The organism is Rhodohalobacter sp. (assembly GCF_034521535.1).
In the GTDB taxonomy this organism is placed as follows: Bacteria; Bacteroidota; Rhodothermia; order Balneolales; family Balneolaceae; genus Rhodohalobacter.
In genome coordinates this window covers 81019-95746 of sequence record NZ_JAXHMF010000002.1, presented here as the reverse complement: position 1 = coordinate 95746, position 14728 = coordinate 81019, and the positions used below count along the sequence as shown (strand labels likewise).

Genomic DNA, 14728 nt, shown 5'->3' with positions numbered 1-14728 from the left:
AGGACCAACATTATGCATTATTTCTTAGCGGGTGGGGGAGGACTCCTTTCATTCAATACAGGATTTGCCATTTGGGTATTAATCTCAACAGTGGTATTTCTGATTGCAATGCAAAAATACTTGGTTCCCCCCATCATGAAAGCATTAGATGAGCGGGAGAATCGTATAAAGGATTCTCTGGAATCGGCTGAGAAGGCAATAGCTAAAGCTGAACAGATCTCGAAAGACAACGAGAAAGCTTTAAAGAAAGCTGAAGTTCAGGCTCAAAAAATTCGGAAAGAAGCAATTGAAGACGCAGAGCTATTACGTTCCGAGAGGATTGAGAATTCCAGAAAAGAAGCTGATAAAATAATTCAAAACGCGCGAGCTGCTATTGAGCAGGAGAAAAAGAACGCAATGGTTGAATTAAGAAAAGAAGTTTCAAGCCTGGCCATCGAAGCGGCATCAATAATTATTGAAGCGGAACTCGATGAGAAGAAAAATAAGAAGCTTGTAGAATCATTCATTAATGATCTCAATAAGAAAAATTAACCGATGATATCTAAAGCGGCAAAGCGCTATGCCAATGCATTAATTGATATTGGCACTGAATCAAACAAACTTGATGAAATAAAAGAAGACATGATTCTTCTGGATCAATCGATCGAGGAGTCCAGGGATCTGAAATTATTTCTGAAAAGTCCGTTGATAAAAAAGGCCATTAAAAGCAGTGCGCTCAAAGAGATATTTGATGGTAAAGTTCAGCAGGTTACGATGAACCTGATCGAGCTTTTGGTAGAGAAAAATCGTGAAAAACTACTTCATGATATCACTGCCTCTTACGTCTCACTTTATAAAATACATCACGGCATTATTGATGTTGTGGTTCAAACAGCATTTGAGCTGAGTGATCAAGAAGTGAAAAAGCTAAAAAATATATTAGAGTCATATACCGGAAAAACAGTTCAAATGGATATGTCTATCCATAAAGAACTTTTAGGTGGGCTCACAGTTCGAATCGATGATACTATTTTTGACGGTTCGGTGAAGCATAAATTAAGTCAGCTGGAAAAATCTTTTGCAGCTGCTTCAGTAGAATAAAAAATTATTTAGGATAACAAATGAGTCAAGTCAAACCTGACGAAGTTTCGGCTATTTTAAAAAAACAACTTACAGGTTTCAGTAACGATACTGATACCTATGATGTTGGTACTGTATTGGAAGTGGGTGATGGTATTGCCCGCGCATACGGACTTTCCAAAATTCAGGCCGGCGAATTGGTGGAGTTACCTGATTCAAAAGACAGAGATGGTAATCCTGTTCGCGGTATGGTATTAAACCTGGAGGAAGATAATGTAGGTATTGTACTCTTTGGTGCATCTGATTCTGTTGAAGAAGGCCATACTGTAAAGAGAACAAAAAATATTGCATCGCTTTCAGTCGGTGAGGGTCTTTTGGGACGCGTTATTGATCCTCTTGGTCGCCCACTGGATGGCAATGGAGCAATTGCAGGAGACACTATGAATCTTCCCCTGGAAAGAAAAGCTCCAGGTGTTATTTATCGTGAGCCTGTAACAGAACCACTTCAGACAGGTATTAAAGCGATTGACTCGTTGATACCCATTGGTCGTGGACAGCGTGAACTGATTATTGGTGACAGACAAACCGGTAAGACTGCCGTTGCCTTGGATACAATAATTAACCAGAAATACACACAGGATACTGATAAACCGGTATACTGCATCTATGTGGCTGTTGGTCAGAAAGGTTCTACTGTTGCTTCTATTGTTAATACATTGAAAGAGCATGATGCGCTTGATTATACAGTGGTTGTTTCAGCGCCTGCCAGTTCTTCTGCACCGATGAGATATATTGCGCCTTTTGCAGGGGCAGCCATCGGAGAATATTTTCGTGATACCGGCCGACATGCTTTGGTGATCTATGATGATTTATCAAAACAGGCCGTTGCTTATCGAGAACTTTCACTTCTGCTTCGAAGACCGCCGGGACGCGAAGCTTATCCCGGTGATGTATTCTATTTACACAGTCGTTTGTTAGAACGTGCTGCCAAAATCATCCACAACGACGGTGTAGCTAAATTGATGAATAATGTGCCTGAAGAACTTGCGCCAAAGCTAAAAGGAGGCGGATCTTTAACAGCACTTCCGGTTATTGAAACTCAGGCCGGTGACGTTTCTGCGTATATTCCGACAAACGTTATTTCAATTACGGATGGTCAGATTTTCCTTGATACAGACCTGTTTAATTCAGGTGTGCGTCCGGCGATTGATGTGGGTATTTCGGTTTCTCGTGTAGGTGGATCTGCTCAGGTGAAATCGATGAAAAAACTATCCGGTACTTTGAAGCTGGATCTTGCGCAATACCGGGAGCTTGAAGCTTTTGCCAAGTTTGGATCGGATCTGGACGCTACCACACAGAGGCAACTTAAACGTGGTGAACGTACCGTTGAGCTCATGAAACAGGGAGAGTACAAACCACTGCCTGTTGAGCAGCAGATTATTTTGCTTAAAGTGAACAGTGAAGGACTGCTTGATAAACTTGCAGTTGATCAGATTCGAAAGTTTGAAAATATGTTCCTTGAAACGATGTCAGCTAAGTACTCTGCTCAAATGAAAACATTAGCCGATTCCGGTGTATTAAATGAAACATTTGGGGCAGAAGTTATTAAGACTGCAGAAAGTACAATTGATCAACTATTAGCAGCTTCTGAGGAGTAATACATGGCTAATCTTCGCGATATACGAAATCGGATTTCATCTATTGAGAATACTCAGCAGATTACCAAAGCTATGAAAATGGTAGCTGCGGCTAAGCTGAGAAAAGCTCAACAGCGTATAATTGCGACCAGACCGTATGCGAAAAAGATGCGCAGTGTGGTTTCAAGATTGATTAACGGTGTCGATAGTGATAATCCAATTCTTCGTAATCCAGAAGAAGTAGATTCTGTATTGATCATTGTAGTTGGATCTGATCGTGGGCTCTGCGGTGGATTTAATAATAATCTGTTCAAACTGGTAGAACAGAAAATCAGTGAAGACTTTTCAGACTATCATAATGAGAATAAATTAGACCTTATAACAATTGGCCGAAAAGCTGATGGGTTCTTCAAAAAGAGAAAGTATAAAGTAGTCGATTCTTATGTGGGATTTTTTGATGATTTGAATTATGAAACTACTTCCAACATCATGAGTGATGCGGCAGAAAAGTTCATGAAAGGCAAATATGACAAAGTCTTGGTTGCCTTTAACGAATTCAAATCTGTAATTTCTCAAAACCGTTTAGTGGATGAAATTTTGCCACTGAAAACGGATCAATTTGAAGAAGAAAATTCTTCAAATCTGAATGAAATTGACTATATTTACGAGCCTGATGACAAGGCAATTCTCGATGAATTGCTTCCTGTACATTTAAACATGCAGTTGTGGCGAGCCGTGTTGGAATCCAACGCTTCTGAACAGGGAGCACGAATGACAGCGATGGACAACGCTACAGAAAATGCAAAAGAGATTAAGGATGAGCTTAAATTGAAGTACAATCAAGCTCGACAAAGTGCAATTACGACCGAAATTTCCGAGATTGTTTCCGGTGCTGCGGCACTTGAAGATGCATAAACGGAGGGATGGCAGAGTGGTCGAATGCGGCGGTCTTGAAAACCGTTGAGGCGCAAGTCTCCGGGGGTTCGAATCCCTCTCCCTCCGCTTACTAAACTAAAGCCTCTTTAATTTTATTAAAGAGGCTTTTTTTATATTAAAACGAAAACATGAAAGTTCTGATTTATCTTCGATTTTTAGTAAATAATTATTGATTCGAATCGTTGACGACAGAGCTGAATTTTTAAAGAAAACAACTAACGTGCATCGATTTATTTATTTTAGTGTACTGCTGCCATTTTTATTAATACAACCGGTTCAGTCTCAAGATACATTAAAAGTTAATCTACAAGAATTTATTGACCGTGGGCTGGAGAGGTCCGGACAGGTATCGTATGAAAGGCATTCCGTCAGTATGTCTGAAAACCGTGTTCAGCAGGCACGAAATCAACGAATACTTCCAAGGATACAGTTCAATTCTCAACACGGTGTGGTTCCCGGTGTAATAAGTAAAGTTGACGGGCTTTCAGAGGGAGAGTACTATTTAGATCCTGATCTTGAAAATGATTGGGAAGACTGGGGTATTTTCACTCGTGCAGAGATCAGTGCTGTTCAACCTATATACAGCTGGGGAGCAATTGACAATGCGATAGCAGCAGCTGAAGCAGGAGCACGTGCTGCAGAATTTCAGTTTAGTGCTGTAACAGCTGAAGCTGAGGTTCAGCTATTTGAGCTCTACTACAGTTACCTTTTAGCCTTCGAAGTAAATAGGATTTTATCTGACGCAGAAGAGCAGGTAGACAGAGTAGAGAGTCAGATTGAGGAAATGCGTGAAGAGGGTGACCCTGATCTCAAAGAAGCCGATGTATTTCGTTTCGAAATTTTTAAAACAGAATTTGAGACTCAAAAAGCTGAAGTAAAAGAGAGTCTGGCTTCCATTACGCGGATATGGGATTATGTGATGGGAGGAAGTGAGGATGTGATTTATGAACCGGAAGAGAGTTTTCTGGACCCGGTGGCATTCGATCTCAAACCCTACGATTTTTATCAACAGAGTGCTGTACAGAACAGGCCGGAGCTGAAGGGAGTGGAAGCCGGAATTGAAGCCATGGCCAAAGGCAAAGAAGCAGTGAAGGCACAACAGTTCCCTGCTCTGTTCCTTGGTATATCAGGGAGTTATGCCAATACGCCTAATCGACCCCGACAAACAAATCCGTTTATTATTAACAATACAAACTATTCATCTGCGGCGGTGGGATTTGGTATCCGGCAAAATTTAAACTTTAGATCCATCAAAAATCAATTGGATCGAGCCGATATCGAGTATAATCGGGTTCGAGACTTGAAAGACGCATTGATGGATGGCATTTATCTTGAGCTGAATGAAACGTACAGACAGGCCTCGGTTGCTGAAGTGCGGGCAAATCAAACAGATGAAGCACTCGCTACGGCACGTAACTGGGTTCGCCATGAACAGCTCAACTATGATATTGGTTTTGGAGATGTAGAGGAACTGCTTAACGCAATGCAGAAAGAGTTAGAATTACGAGTTGAATTGAAACAAAACGTATTCGATTTGAATAAAAAAGTAGCGGAACTTTACAGGGCTTCCGGAATTACAGTTAAACAATTGAGCGTAAATTAAGACAGGGTAAAGAATGAAAACTATCATCACACTATTATTTTCCATGGTTCTTTTTCTGAATGTAGGCAATGCACAGAATGGAGCAGATGAGATACAGGAAATGCTGAATGAGCGCGATGCAGAGATTAAAGAACTTTTGGGGCCGAAAGGTAATGAGTATACCCAGGAACAGCGCGATAGACTGAAAAATATCATTAATGATGTAATTGACTTCCGATCGATGTCGGAAACAGCACTTGGAGATACGTATACTGAAATATCTGAAGAAAAACGAGAGGAGTTCGTTTCACTTTTTTCCACAATTATCCGTGATAATTCACTGAACAGATTGGATATCTATCGAGCAGAAGTTACTTACAATGGTATAACTGTAGAAAACGGAACCGCTGAGGTGAAAACCATGGCACAGATGGATAACGTAAGAACCTCTGTTGATTATGATATGGAGCTTCAAGACGGTGAGTGGCAAATAATTGATATGAGTATTGATGATGTCTCCACCGCTGAATCTTATCGCAGACAGTTTCAAAGTATTATTCGGCAGCGTGGATTTGATGCACTGCTTGAGAGCCTGAGACGCAGGGCGGCGAGAGCATAAAGGAGTTTTTTATTCACTTTTTTACTAAAGCACTTAATGGTTTCATTAAGTGCTTTTTTTTGGATTAAATTTCCGTGATTTTCAAAACCGAGATGAGTTGAAATATCCGCAAATAAAACCTGAATGCCGAAGTTTTAAAAAATATTTTGTAAAAAAGCTCAGCGTATTAGAAGCAGTTTCAGCTACTTGATGGGCGGAATCATTTGATCAAGTAGATTGCGAACACTCTTTTTAGAGTTTTGTTTTAAAGACTCAAAACCCTGAAGGGATAAAAACTTGATCTCTCCATTTTTAATACGTTCTATTTTTCTGCTGATAGTTAATTTGATATCCGTCTCTCCGTTTATCATAACAGTATCATCGGGTGGAATTATATTTGCCGATTCTTTTTTTATCTCCAGATGATTGGCGAGATACTGAATGGTATGCTGATCTGTACTTCGAAACGGATATTTAATATTCTCTTCAAAAATCGTAGGATTATTTTTGTAGTAATTCTCCACCGTTTTTAAATGAATCGGGTGCGGTACATGCGGGGTGTAAAAATATTTCTTTTTAAAACCGGCTAGTTTGGCTGACCTAATTTGCATTAACAGGTTTAGCGAGCGTGTAATCCCCAAAAACTTTTTAACAAACCGGCTAAAGAGATTATTCAACTTAATTCTGAGGGGACTATATGAGATCATGGACCTCCACTCTCCACGTAGAATAACTTTATCATCTTTAAAAAAATCATTCTTGTTTACAGGTGAACAGAGAATAAAGTCATCATTCAGATAGATAAAATTTTCAGATAGGTCAGGAATTCTCCAAACTGCAGTTTCAATGGACATACTGTTAAAAGTAGGTAATGCCCATTCATACGATCTGAAAATCTCTTTATGATTTACAATGTGAATATCGTACTTCTGTTGAATCTCTGGAGTTAAAAAGTCAGGAACCTGATTATCTGTAACGATGTATATATTCCGGATCCAGGGAGCGAATTTACGCAGGGAAGCTACACAGTAGTAAAGTTCACCGTTGTCGAGAAATCGGGTTTTGAGATGCCCGGTTGATAAATTGTTTGAATTTTTGTCATTTGGGCTATTAAGAGCTTTAGCTCGTTTAGCAGCATGAGCCGGATCACTTCCATCAACCCACGTTATAACGGCGTCTACATCAAATGATGAATAATTTTTATAACTCATTTATAAAATAAAAATTCCGTTATTCGGGAAGTGTAAAATTTGGACTTAATAATTTCATAATATAAAAATCTTTCAGAAGATAATTTTGAAACAGACCTTTAAATCTTATTATTCAATCACAAAATTGGGTTAAATAAATCATACGAAATCCCTGGGATAGTGATTGATCGAAGATTGGAATATACTTTTTGAATAACAAATGGCTGAAATAGAGAAAAAGAAAGAAGGATATGTATACACTTCCTATGGCGATCAAAAGTATCTACGCCATGTAGTAGCCAGTGTCAGTACGCTTAGGCGGTACGATCAAAAAAGACCGGTTACCATATACTGTTCGGACGATCATGTTCAAATGTTAGAGAAGAACGATCTTTCGGATCTGTTTGATCAAATTATAGTTTTGCCTACAGGTAATAGGTCTATTACCGGATTTAAACACAATGTTTATCAATTCATGCCATACGAAAAGAACCTCTACATGGATAGTGATATCGTATGGTGTAAAAATCCAAATGTATTGTGGAAAAGACTCGAAACTTACAGTTTTACAATCTCAGGAAACCATATAGCAGACGGATTTTTTGGCGGACCGAAAGGAGTTGGAATTATAGCTGATATAGTACTGCGAAGACGTAAAAAAACGCTGGAAAAATTTGGATTAACCTACCTGAACAGAGTTCAAACCGGGATGATGTATTCCTCTGACAGAGAAACTGCAGAGAAAGTCTGCAAAACGGCATCTGAATTTCTCTCTAATAGAGATAAAACTCACTTTAGAAGCCGTAAATGTGAATCGGGCCGCACACAGGAGACCTGTGAGTGGAGCCTGGGTATGGCGTTATCAAAACTTGAAATTCCGATTTTACCCTGGCTGAATGGTTATGAAAGTCCGCAGCTTGATTATATAGAAGATTATACAGAGCATAACCCAGATTTTACTGCTATTGTATGTACGCTCTATAACGACCGTTTTGTGTATGATTTTAAAGCAATCCAAATCAAATGGCTCCGGAAATTTTTGATCTCCTTTTTTTCACTGGTTCCCGGAAAAGGCGACTACATGAAAGTGACTCCCTACTGCCTGCACTTTGGATGGCATCATCAAAAACAGCCGTTTTATGACTTTGCTGATCGGGTTTGGGAGGAAATGACTAAGTGAGTTGAAAAGTTAGATTCTCACAAAGTCATATCCGACTTTTCGCTCTTCCCGGTGATTGTAAGTAGTAGGTAGAGCCCAAAATTCAACATTTTTCCAAGTACATCATGGACAAGGAAGATTCCGGTTACGGGTGCAACGGGTACCTGTAAGATTTTCGCGATTTCAATATTGGTTCCGGTAGCTACGAGATCCTGGCTTGGTATAATGGGTATCCGGCTGATAATAATATTTACGCTCAGAAATGTGAACCATATTTCAAGGCTGATTTCCGGCAGTACAATGTGCCACTGCAGAATTTGAGCGGCGTAAAGAACGATCATTCGGATTGAGTGTATGGAGAAAATCTTTATGGAGGTTATAGCGGGCATACTAAAGAGATATTTTCTGAACCGGGCAATAACAGCTACAAGGATGATGGCAATGACACCGACAATCAGATAGTCGAACATTGTGGTTCCGGCCAGGAAATCGCGCTGAATCAGCCTGTCTAAAGCCTTGATCTGGCCGGTAAGGAAAAGAATACCCAGCAAACCGAATGCAATAATTGTGGATGCGGCTGACGAGATGATATTCATATCCCGTACATCTTTGAAGATCTGTTTTTTTGATTTTTCAGTGTGATGAGATGCCCACTGCATCAGTACGATCTCGCCGGAATATCCCATCACATCTTTATTGAAAATTCTCTTTTTGATAAAAATAGACAGGCTTTTCCAGTAGGGAATACCCCAGGTGATTTTATACACCAGTGTCTCTGAAAAAGGAAGCAGAAAGTAGATGAATAGAAAGAGAACGTAAAACCAGGGTGTAGTGGGCAGAGAGTTAAAAATATTGATCCAGCCTATTCCTGTAAGCTGAATGGCAATGACTGCAATAATAGCTACCTGCGCGCTATATGTAAGGTATTTAAAAACCGTTTTGCCACGCGGTGACTGCCTGAACTCTTTAAAATTTCTCCGGAATGACTGAAACCCGGTTTTTAGTGACTCTAACATATCTTGAAATTTTTACTCAAAGTATTTCGAGCTCTTTAGAGTCTCTCATGAACATTTCAAACGATTTCAGTTCGTCGTCAGAGAGTTGAAATTTGGGATGTCCAAAAAGGTCTCCTTTAATTTTTGCATGCCACATATACTGAACCCAGTTTTGGGGTGAATTCTTTAATCTGCGCAAAAAATGTTTTTTACCGGATACGTTGGTTCCGTGAAAAACCCGTACAAAAAGGTATGCATAGCTGAGGTCAAGCATTTTGTATCTGCCTTGACCAATCCAACGGTTTAGATAAACAGTATCCTCGCCTCGCCGCATGGATGGATAACGAATCTGATCATTACGTCTGTGCATAATTGAATTCGGAGAACCGTCGGGCAACCGGCCGATATAAGGATGGTCGATCAGATCCGGAGAATCGATATGAAAAATATTTCCTTCGAGGCAACAGACATCAAAACCGGAATTTAGCGACTGGAGCTGAATTTCAATTCTTTTGGGGTGGAACCAGTCATCATCGTCCCAGCAGATCATGTAGTTTCCGGTTGCTTTTTCCAACGAGATATTTCGAAGATCACCCAAAATATTATCAGGAGAAGGCTGAATGTAGGTATAATTGACCTGATCATCCGGAAACAGTTTCATCAGCTCATCAACTTTCTCTTCACCGTTGTCTACTACAACAACCTCAATATTTTTATGCGTCTGGTTTTTTAAAGAGAGAAGAGAACGCTTCAACAAATTTTTTCGATTTGCTGTTACAATCAGGCAACTGACTTTATCATCCTCTGTTGGAGACATCTTAAACGTTTAATAAGGTTATCAATTGGCTTTGTTGGTCCGAATAGTACCAATAATTTTTGAGAAACGGGCAGTGGTCAAAAGCTAAAAAGTGTAGTGTTTAGTTTGTACAACTTCCAGGGAGCCGGGTTGATATGTTTTCTCGATAAAGGTAGTTTCTCCATGAGGATTCGCAAAAAGAAGTGTTGAGCATCGAGTTCCATAATCATCAGAAAGGATAAAAATGGAAGAGACCAATCGTTCTTTTTCAAGTGGGAGTCCGGTAGACGGCAGCTTGTGATCGGGATAGGTTTGTGTATTCTGAAGCAACTCAAAAAGCCGCTTTTCCTGAAGATTTTTATCCTCAACCAGCGTTTTAAAATCAGAGAGTGCCTTTTCGGTTTTGGGCCATTTTGTGTTTAAAAAAGCATTGCTTAATGAGTAATATCCGGGTTCCAATTCCCGGAGCTCAATGTGTTGATTGTTGAAATAGTATAGGTTATCTGTAGTACCAAAAAGTAGATTGAACCCGTTGTAATCTGCAGCGATAGGCTTCATGGATTGAAAAAATTCAACAGGGCTAACGTCGGAATTCAAAAAATCTGTGACAATATGCCCTCTGCTAGGAGCATTTTCTTTAATGGTTGTCATATCCCGGTAGTTTGTCAATGCAGCGAACCTATGATTTTTCGTAATACCCATCCAGGTACCGCCGGCTTTTAAATCTTTACCGGCAAGTAGATCCGGATGATTTTCCCAAAACTGAACAGGTCGTGTCGGCCGTTCATAAAATTCATCCCTGTTGGTTGCCAACAAGAGGGGATATTTGTTATGAACACGATAAGCAAAAACGGTTAGGCACATAAAAAGAGGCGATTTAAGTTTTTTAATAACACAAATTATTTTGAAACTTTGTTTCTTAAATTCCGATGTAAATTAATGGATCTCCGCACTTAATCAATAACTACTTAACCTGCTTGTAATTTGTATCCCGATACAACAAAAAAAGATCTTGTACTGCTTGTAGCCGCTATTCTGGCCGCGCTTACTTTTTTCTGGTCGTACGGAGATCAGCATCCGTTGAGTATAGCGGATAATTCTTTGGGAGAGGAGAGGGCTTCAGCTCACGCTCAGGAGATTCTTCAATCCTTGGGATATCAGGCAGGAGTAGAGCCAAATACTTCATTTCGTATACAGTCATCGTTATTGGATTCTCTACAGGTTCAAACCAGTTTTCAGGATTTCTATTCAGATGAGCTGAACAGGAAGAAATTCCCGGTTTTTTTCTGGAGATCTGAATTTTTAATTGAAGAGGTCGATTCAGACGACTTTTCCATGGGTCCGGGAAATTTCAGAAGCATAGAGGTAACTCTCAACGAGAAGGGAGAGTTACGATCACTGAACAACTCAGATAACATCATTCCTGAAGACTTTTTCCATGCAGATGTGCTCTCATACGCATTGGATATTGATCATCCCCAAATTCCTACTGAATCATTAGATAGCACTTTGTTCGACAGAATTCAGTTTCAATTTACATCGGCTCAAACCACATTCAACTCAGAGGAAGAGCACGGCACACTGACTCAGATGGGTACGGATGTGGCGGAAAAAATGGCGCTTTATCACTTAAGGAATACCGGGTGGCCTACAACCGATCTTCAGTTAAGGCAGGTTGAGCGCGTTACTTTAGAGTTAACAGATGCGGCAAAAGTCGTTTATTCGATTGAGGATGACATCATTAATCAAAAAATTGATATGAGTGTTACCGTTCTGCCGACGGGAGCCTTACTATCACTGAACCAGAATGTACGATCAGGTGAAACCGTCGGCACTTCATGGGATACGATAATCTCGGGAATCAGGGGGGCGGTACTGCTGTTGCTGGTTTTTTGGATTCTTATTCTGTTTATCATCCGTTTCAGAATGAGGTTGATTGATACAAAAGCCGCAATATTGGTTGCCGTTTTAGCGGGGTTTATTTTTCCACTGGTATTGCTATCTCAAATTACGTTTGATCATTTCAACAATTCGGGCAGTTTCGATTTTAGCTTTATCTCGATGGTCATGATTTCGGCGGGCGTGACGGCTGCTTTTACTTCGCTGATCTATTTTCTAATTACAGCCATATCAGATTCCATAACCCGGCAAAACTGGGTTGAAAAACTGCAGACCATTGACCTGCTCAGAATCGGGCATTTTTTCAACAAACCTGTTGGGCTCTCTTTCATTAGAGGCATTGCCTACTCGTTTATCTTAGCGGGTATCTGGGCGCTGGCTTATTCTGTGATGCCGGAGGGTTATCTTACAGTAGAGCAGGCATTTTATTCTGACGACAGATATTTGGCTAATATCGTCTTAATGCTTACAAACATGGCCATTTTCTTTCTGGTGGCTCAGTTAGTTTTTCTGGTACTTTTGGGCAAGCTAAAAACGACTATACACTCGTCTTCAATTCTTATTTTACTCGTTGGGCTTATTTTTGGAATCATGAATCCCCTTGCTGTTGAGGTAGGACCGATCTATACCGAATTTGTTCTTTTAGCTATTGTTGGACTTATATTGGGCTGGATTTATATTCGCGACGATTTCTTAACAGTCTTTATCACCCTCTTCTTTTTTGCTAATCATTTGGCCACGGCATCCGGTTGGGTAATGTCACAATCACCTGATGCTATCCTATTCTTTACGAATATACTGCTTGCTTTTGTAGGGCTGGCTTATGGCGGATATTCTTTAAGCACCGGGAAAACTGAAAAAGAACTCCCCAATTTTGTACCTGAATATGTTGATGAGCTGGCTCAGAGTGAACGGATAAAACAGGAGCTTCAAATTGCGCGGAAGGTACAGCAATCATTTTTACCTGTCAGCACACCGGATTTTGAAGGGCTGGATATTTCTGCGGTTTGTAAGCCGGCTTATGAAACCGGTGGCGATTACTATGATTTTATCTCCCTGAAAGATGATCAGCTTGGTGTAACCATCGGTGATGTGAGTGGAAAAGGTATTCAGGCTGCTTTTTTTATGACCTTCATAAAAGGAGTTATTCATGCCGTTTGTGAAAACTTTGAATCTACAGTTACGGTTTTGGCCAGGGCCAATAAACTGTTTAAAAAGAATGCCGGCAAAGGGATTTTTATTTCACTTATATTTGGTGTGGTGGATGTGAAAAGGGATCTATTTACCTTTTCGAGAGCAGGGCACAATCCGCTTCTTTTTTTTAAGAGCAATGAAAAGAAACTGTATACGTACACACCTGAAGGAATCGGTTTGGGGATAACAGAAGACGAAACCTTCCGGAAGAATATCTCTGAACTGTCGTTAGATTTTCAGCAGAACGATATCATCATTTTATACACGGACGGTGTAGTTGAAGCAACCAATAATTTGAACCGATATTATGGCGATAACAGGCTGCAAAAACTTATCGAAACCTATCACGAGTCAAGCGCGGATACTCTTTTGAATAAAATAGTTGAAGACCTTTACACGTTTGGAGACGGTACCAACCAGCACGATGATATGACGTTGGTAGTCATCAAAAAGAAGTAAAAACACTCAGATTTATTAAGATGAAGAACTCCACATACATTAAAATCGCATCAACTGTTTTTTTGATTGCACTGCTCTTTTTTCCCCTGCAATCCGTGGCCCAGGATGTTGAAGGCTCTCCAGAACCTATCACCCTTGAAGAGGCCCTGAAACTGGCACCTGAATCCGGTAAAAAAATCCTGGTTGATGTGTATGCTGAATGGTGTCCATACTGCCAGAGAATGCATTCAGAAGTGTATAAGAATGATGATGTAATCAAGGCAATTTCCGATCATTACATTTGGGTGAAAATTAATGTGGAGTCGGATGAAATGGTCAGCTATCACGGTAATGAAATGACCGAAGCGCAGTTTGCCCGTGCACTTGAAAACAAGAGTGTGCCCACAACTTATTTCCTGAATAAGGAGGGCAGTATACTTGGTTCTCAGCCCGGTTTTATCGAAGCCGAAATATTTTCCAGTCTGCTCAACTTTGTTGGCAGCGACGAATATCTGGTTCAGACCTTCCAGGAGTATCAAAATAATTAATTTTACGAATCAGCAGTTCAATATTTATTCATGTCCAGAAGTCAATCCGTAGAAGATTACTTAAAAGCCATCTATAAACTCGAAAATGAGTCAGAGGATGGAGTTTCTAACTCAAGGCTTTCTGAGGAGATGAATGTTGCGGGCGCTTCTGTGACCAACATGGTAAAGAGATTGTCTAAAATGGGGCTGGTGAACTATGAGTCTTACTACGGCTCCAGGTTAACCGACGCGGGAGAGAAAATTGCCCTCGAAATTATTCGCCACCACCGACTTATAGAGCTCTATTTGACAGAAATGATGGGGTACTCCTGGGATGAAGTTCATGATGAGGCTGAAAAGCTGGAGCACCACATCTCAGAACAGTTTGAAGATCGCATAGCGGAGCTGCTGAATAACCCACAGTTTGATCCCCATGGCGACCCAATACCGGGTAAAGATGGAAAGATGCCTAAGGTTCATCTTTTCTCACTGATGGAGATCAAAGAAAAGACTTCGTGCGTAATCAGAAGGGTGAAAAATCAAGATCCGGATCTGCTTCGATACCTGGAAGAAAGAAACCTGATACCGGGCGTTAAGATAGAGATTATTAAAAGAGAACCGTTTGATGGCCCTGTTCACATTTCAGTTGAAGGTGAGAATGAAGTGGCGATCGGTGCAAATGTAGCATCAGATATTTTTGTGGTGAACCGGGCTTAAA

Annotated in this window: 14 protein-coding genes and 1 tRNA gene; 11 read left to right on the top strand and 4 right to left on the bottom strand. The window is 40.3% G+C overall.

Features of this window, described 5'->3' with window-relative positions:
- The first annotated feature begins 12 nt into the window (after positions 1-12).
- From atpF to U5K35_RS02670, 7 genes are all read left to right on the top strand, one after another.
- Positions 13-531 (top strand): F0F1 ATP synthase subunit B, encoded by a 519-nt coding sequence (gene atpF, locus U5K35_RS02700; protein WP_322569942.1) that lies wholly within the window; start codon positions 13-15, stop codon positions 529-531.
- Between the two features lie 3 nt (positions 532-534).
- On the top strand, positions 535-1080 hold the full coding sequence (gene atpH / locus U5K35_RS02695; RefSeq protein ID WP_322569941.1) for an ATP synthase F1 subunit delta: 546 nt from the start codon (positions 535-537) through the stop codon (positions 1078-1080).
- Between the two features lie 20 nt (positions 1081-1100).
- Positions 1101-2717 (top strand): F0F1 ATP synthase subunit alpha, encoded by a 1617-nt coding sequence (atpA, locus tag U5K35_RS02690; protein ID WP_322569940.1) that lies wholly within the window; start codon positions 1101-1103, stop codon positions 2715-2717.
- A gap of 3 nt (positions 2718-2720) precedes the next feature.
- Positions 2721-3611, top strand: coding sequence for an ATP synthase F1 subunit gamma (gene atpG / locus U5K35_RS02685; RefSeq protein WP_322569939.1), 891 nt, complete (start codon positions 2721-2723; stop codon positions 3609-3611).
- A gap of 2 nt (positions 3612-3613) precedes the next feature.
- A tRNA-Ser gene (locus tag U5K35_RS02680) sits at positions 3614-3698 on the top strand.
- Positions 3699-3852: 154 nt separating this feature from the next.
- Positions 3853-5235: a TolC family protein gene (locus U5K35_RS02675; RefSeq protein ID WP_322569938.1), complete on the top strand. Its 1383-nt coding sequence runs from the start codon at positions 3853-3855 to the stop codon at positions 5233-5235.
- Between the two features lie 13 nt (positions 5236-5248).
- Positions 5249-5833 (top strand): ABC transporter substrate-binding protein, encoded by a 585-nt coding sequence (locus U5K35_RS02670; RefSeq protein ID WP_322569937.1) that lies wholly within the window; start codon positions 5249-5251, stop codon positions 5831-5833.
- Positions 5834-6015: 182 nt separating this feature from the next.
- On the opposite strand, the gene U5K35_RS02665 is transcribed toward U5K35_RS02670, so the two are convergent.
- Positions 6016-7023: a stealth family protein gene (locus U5K35_RS02665; RefSeq protein ID WP_322569936.1), complete on the bottom strand. Its 1008-nt coding sequence runs from the start codon at positions 7021-7023 to the stop codon at positions 6016-6018.
- Positions 7024-7222: 199 nt separating this feature from the next.
- Here U5K35_RS02665 and U5K35_RS02660 point away from each other — a divergent pair, with 199 nt between their 5' ends.
- On the top strand, positions 7223-8182 hold the full coding sequence (locus U5K35_RS02660) for a hypothetical protein (RefSeq protein WP_322569935.1): 960 nt from the start codon (positions 7223-7225) through the stop codon (positions 8180-8182).
- 17 nt (positions 8183-8199) lie between these two features.
- Here the strand turns inward: U5K35_RS02660 and U5K35_RS02655 are convergent, their stop codons facing one another.
- The 3 genes from U5K35_RS02655 to U5K35_RS02645 form a co-directional block, all read right to left on the bottom strand.
- The gene (locus U5K35_RS02655) at positions 8200-9177 is read right to left on the bottom strand and encodes a hypothetical protein (RefSeq protein ID WP_322569934.1); all 978 of its coding nucleotides are present in this window, start codon (positions 9175-9177) and stop codon (positions 8200-8202) included.
- A 16-nt stretch (positions 9178-9193) separates the two neighbouring features.
- Positions 9194-9973 carry a glycosyltransferase family 2 protein gene (locus U5K35_RS02650; RefSeq protein ID WP_322569933.1) on the bottom strand — a complete coding sequence of 260 codons (780 nt, stop codon included), beginning with the start codon at positions 9971-9973 and terminating at the stop codon, positions 9194-9196.
- An 84-nt stretch (positions 9974-10057) separates the two neighbouring features.
- Positions 10058-10816, bottom strand: a complete 759-nt coding sequence (locus tag U5K35_RS02645; RefSeq protein WP_322569932.1) for an NRDE family protein — start codon at positions 10814-10816, stop codon at positions 10058-10060.
- 120 nt (positions 10817-10936) lie between these two features.
- Here U5K35_RS02645 and U5K35_RS02640 point away from each other — a divergent pair, with 120 nt between their 5' ends.
- Genes U5K35_RS02640 through U5K35_RS02630 form a run of 3 tightly spaced genes read left to right on the top strand, consistent with a single transcriptional unit; the run spans position 10937 to position 14727 of the window.
- Positions 10937-13504, top strand: a complete 2568-nt coding sequence (locus U5K35_RS02640) for a PP2C family protein-serine/threonine phosphatase (RefSeq protein WP_322569931.1) — start codon at positions 10937-10939, stop codon at positions 13502-13504.
- Between the two features lie 20 nt (positions 13505-13524).
- Positions 13525-14031 (top strand): thioredoxin family protein, encoded by a 507-nt coding sequence (locus tag U5K35_RS02635; protein WP_322569930.1) that lies wholly within the window; start codon positions 13525-13527, stop codon positions 14029-14031.
- Positions 14032-14061: 30 nt separating this feature from the next.
- The gene (locus U5K35_RS02630) at positions 14062-14727 is read left to right on the top strand and encodes a metal-dependent transcriptional regulator (protein WP_322569929.1); all 666 of its coding nucleotides are present in this window, start codon (positions 14062-14064) and stop codon (positions 14725-14727) included.
- The last annotated feature ends 1 nt before the right edge of the window (position 14728 follow it).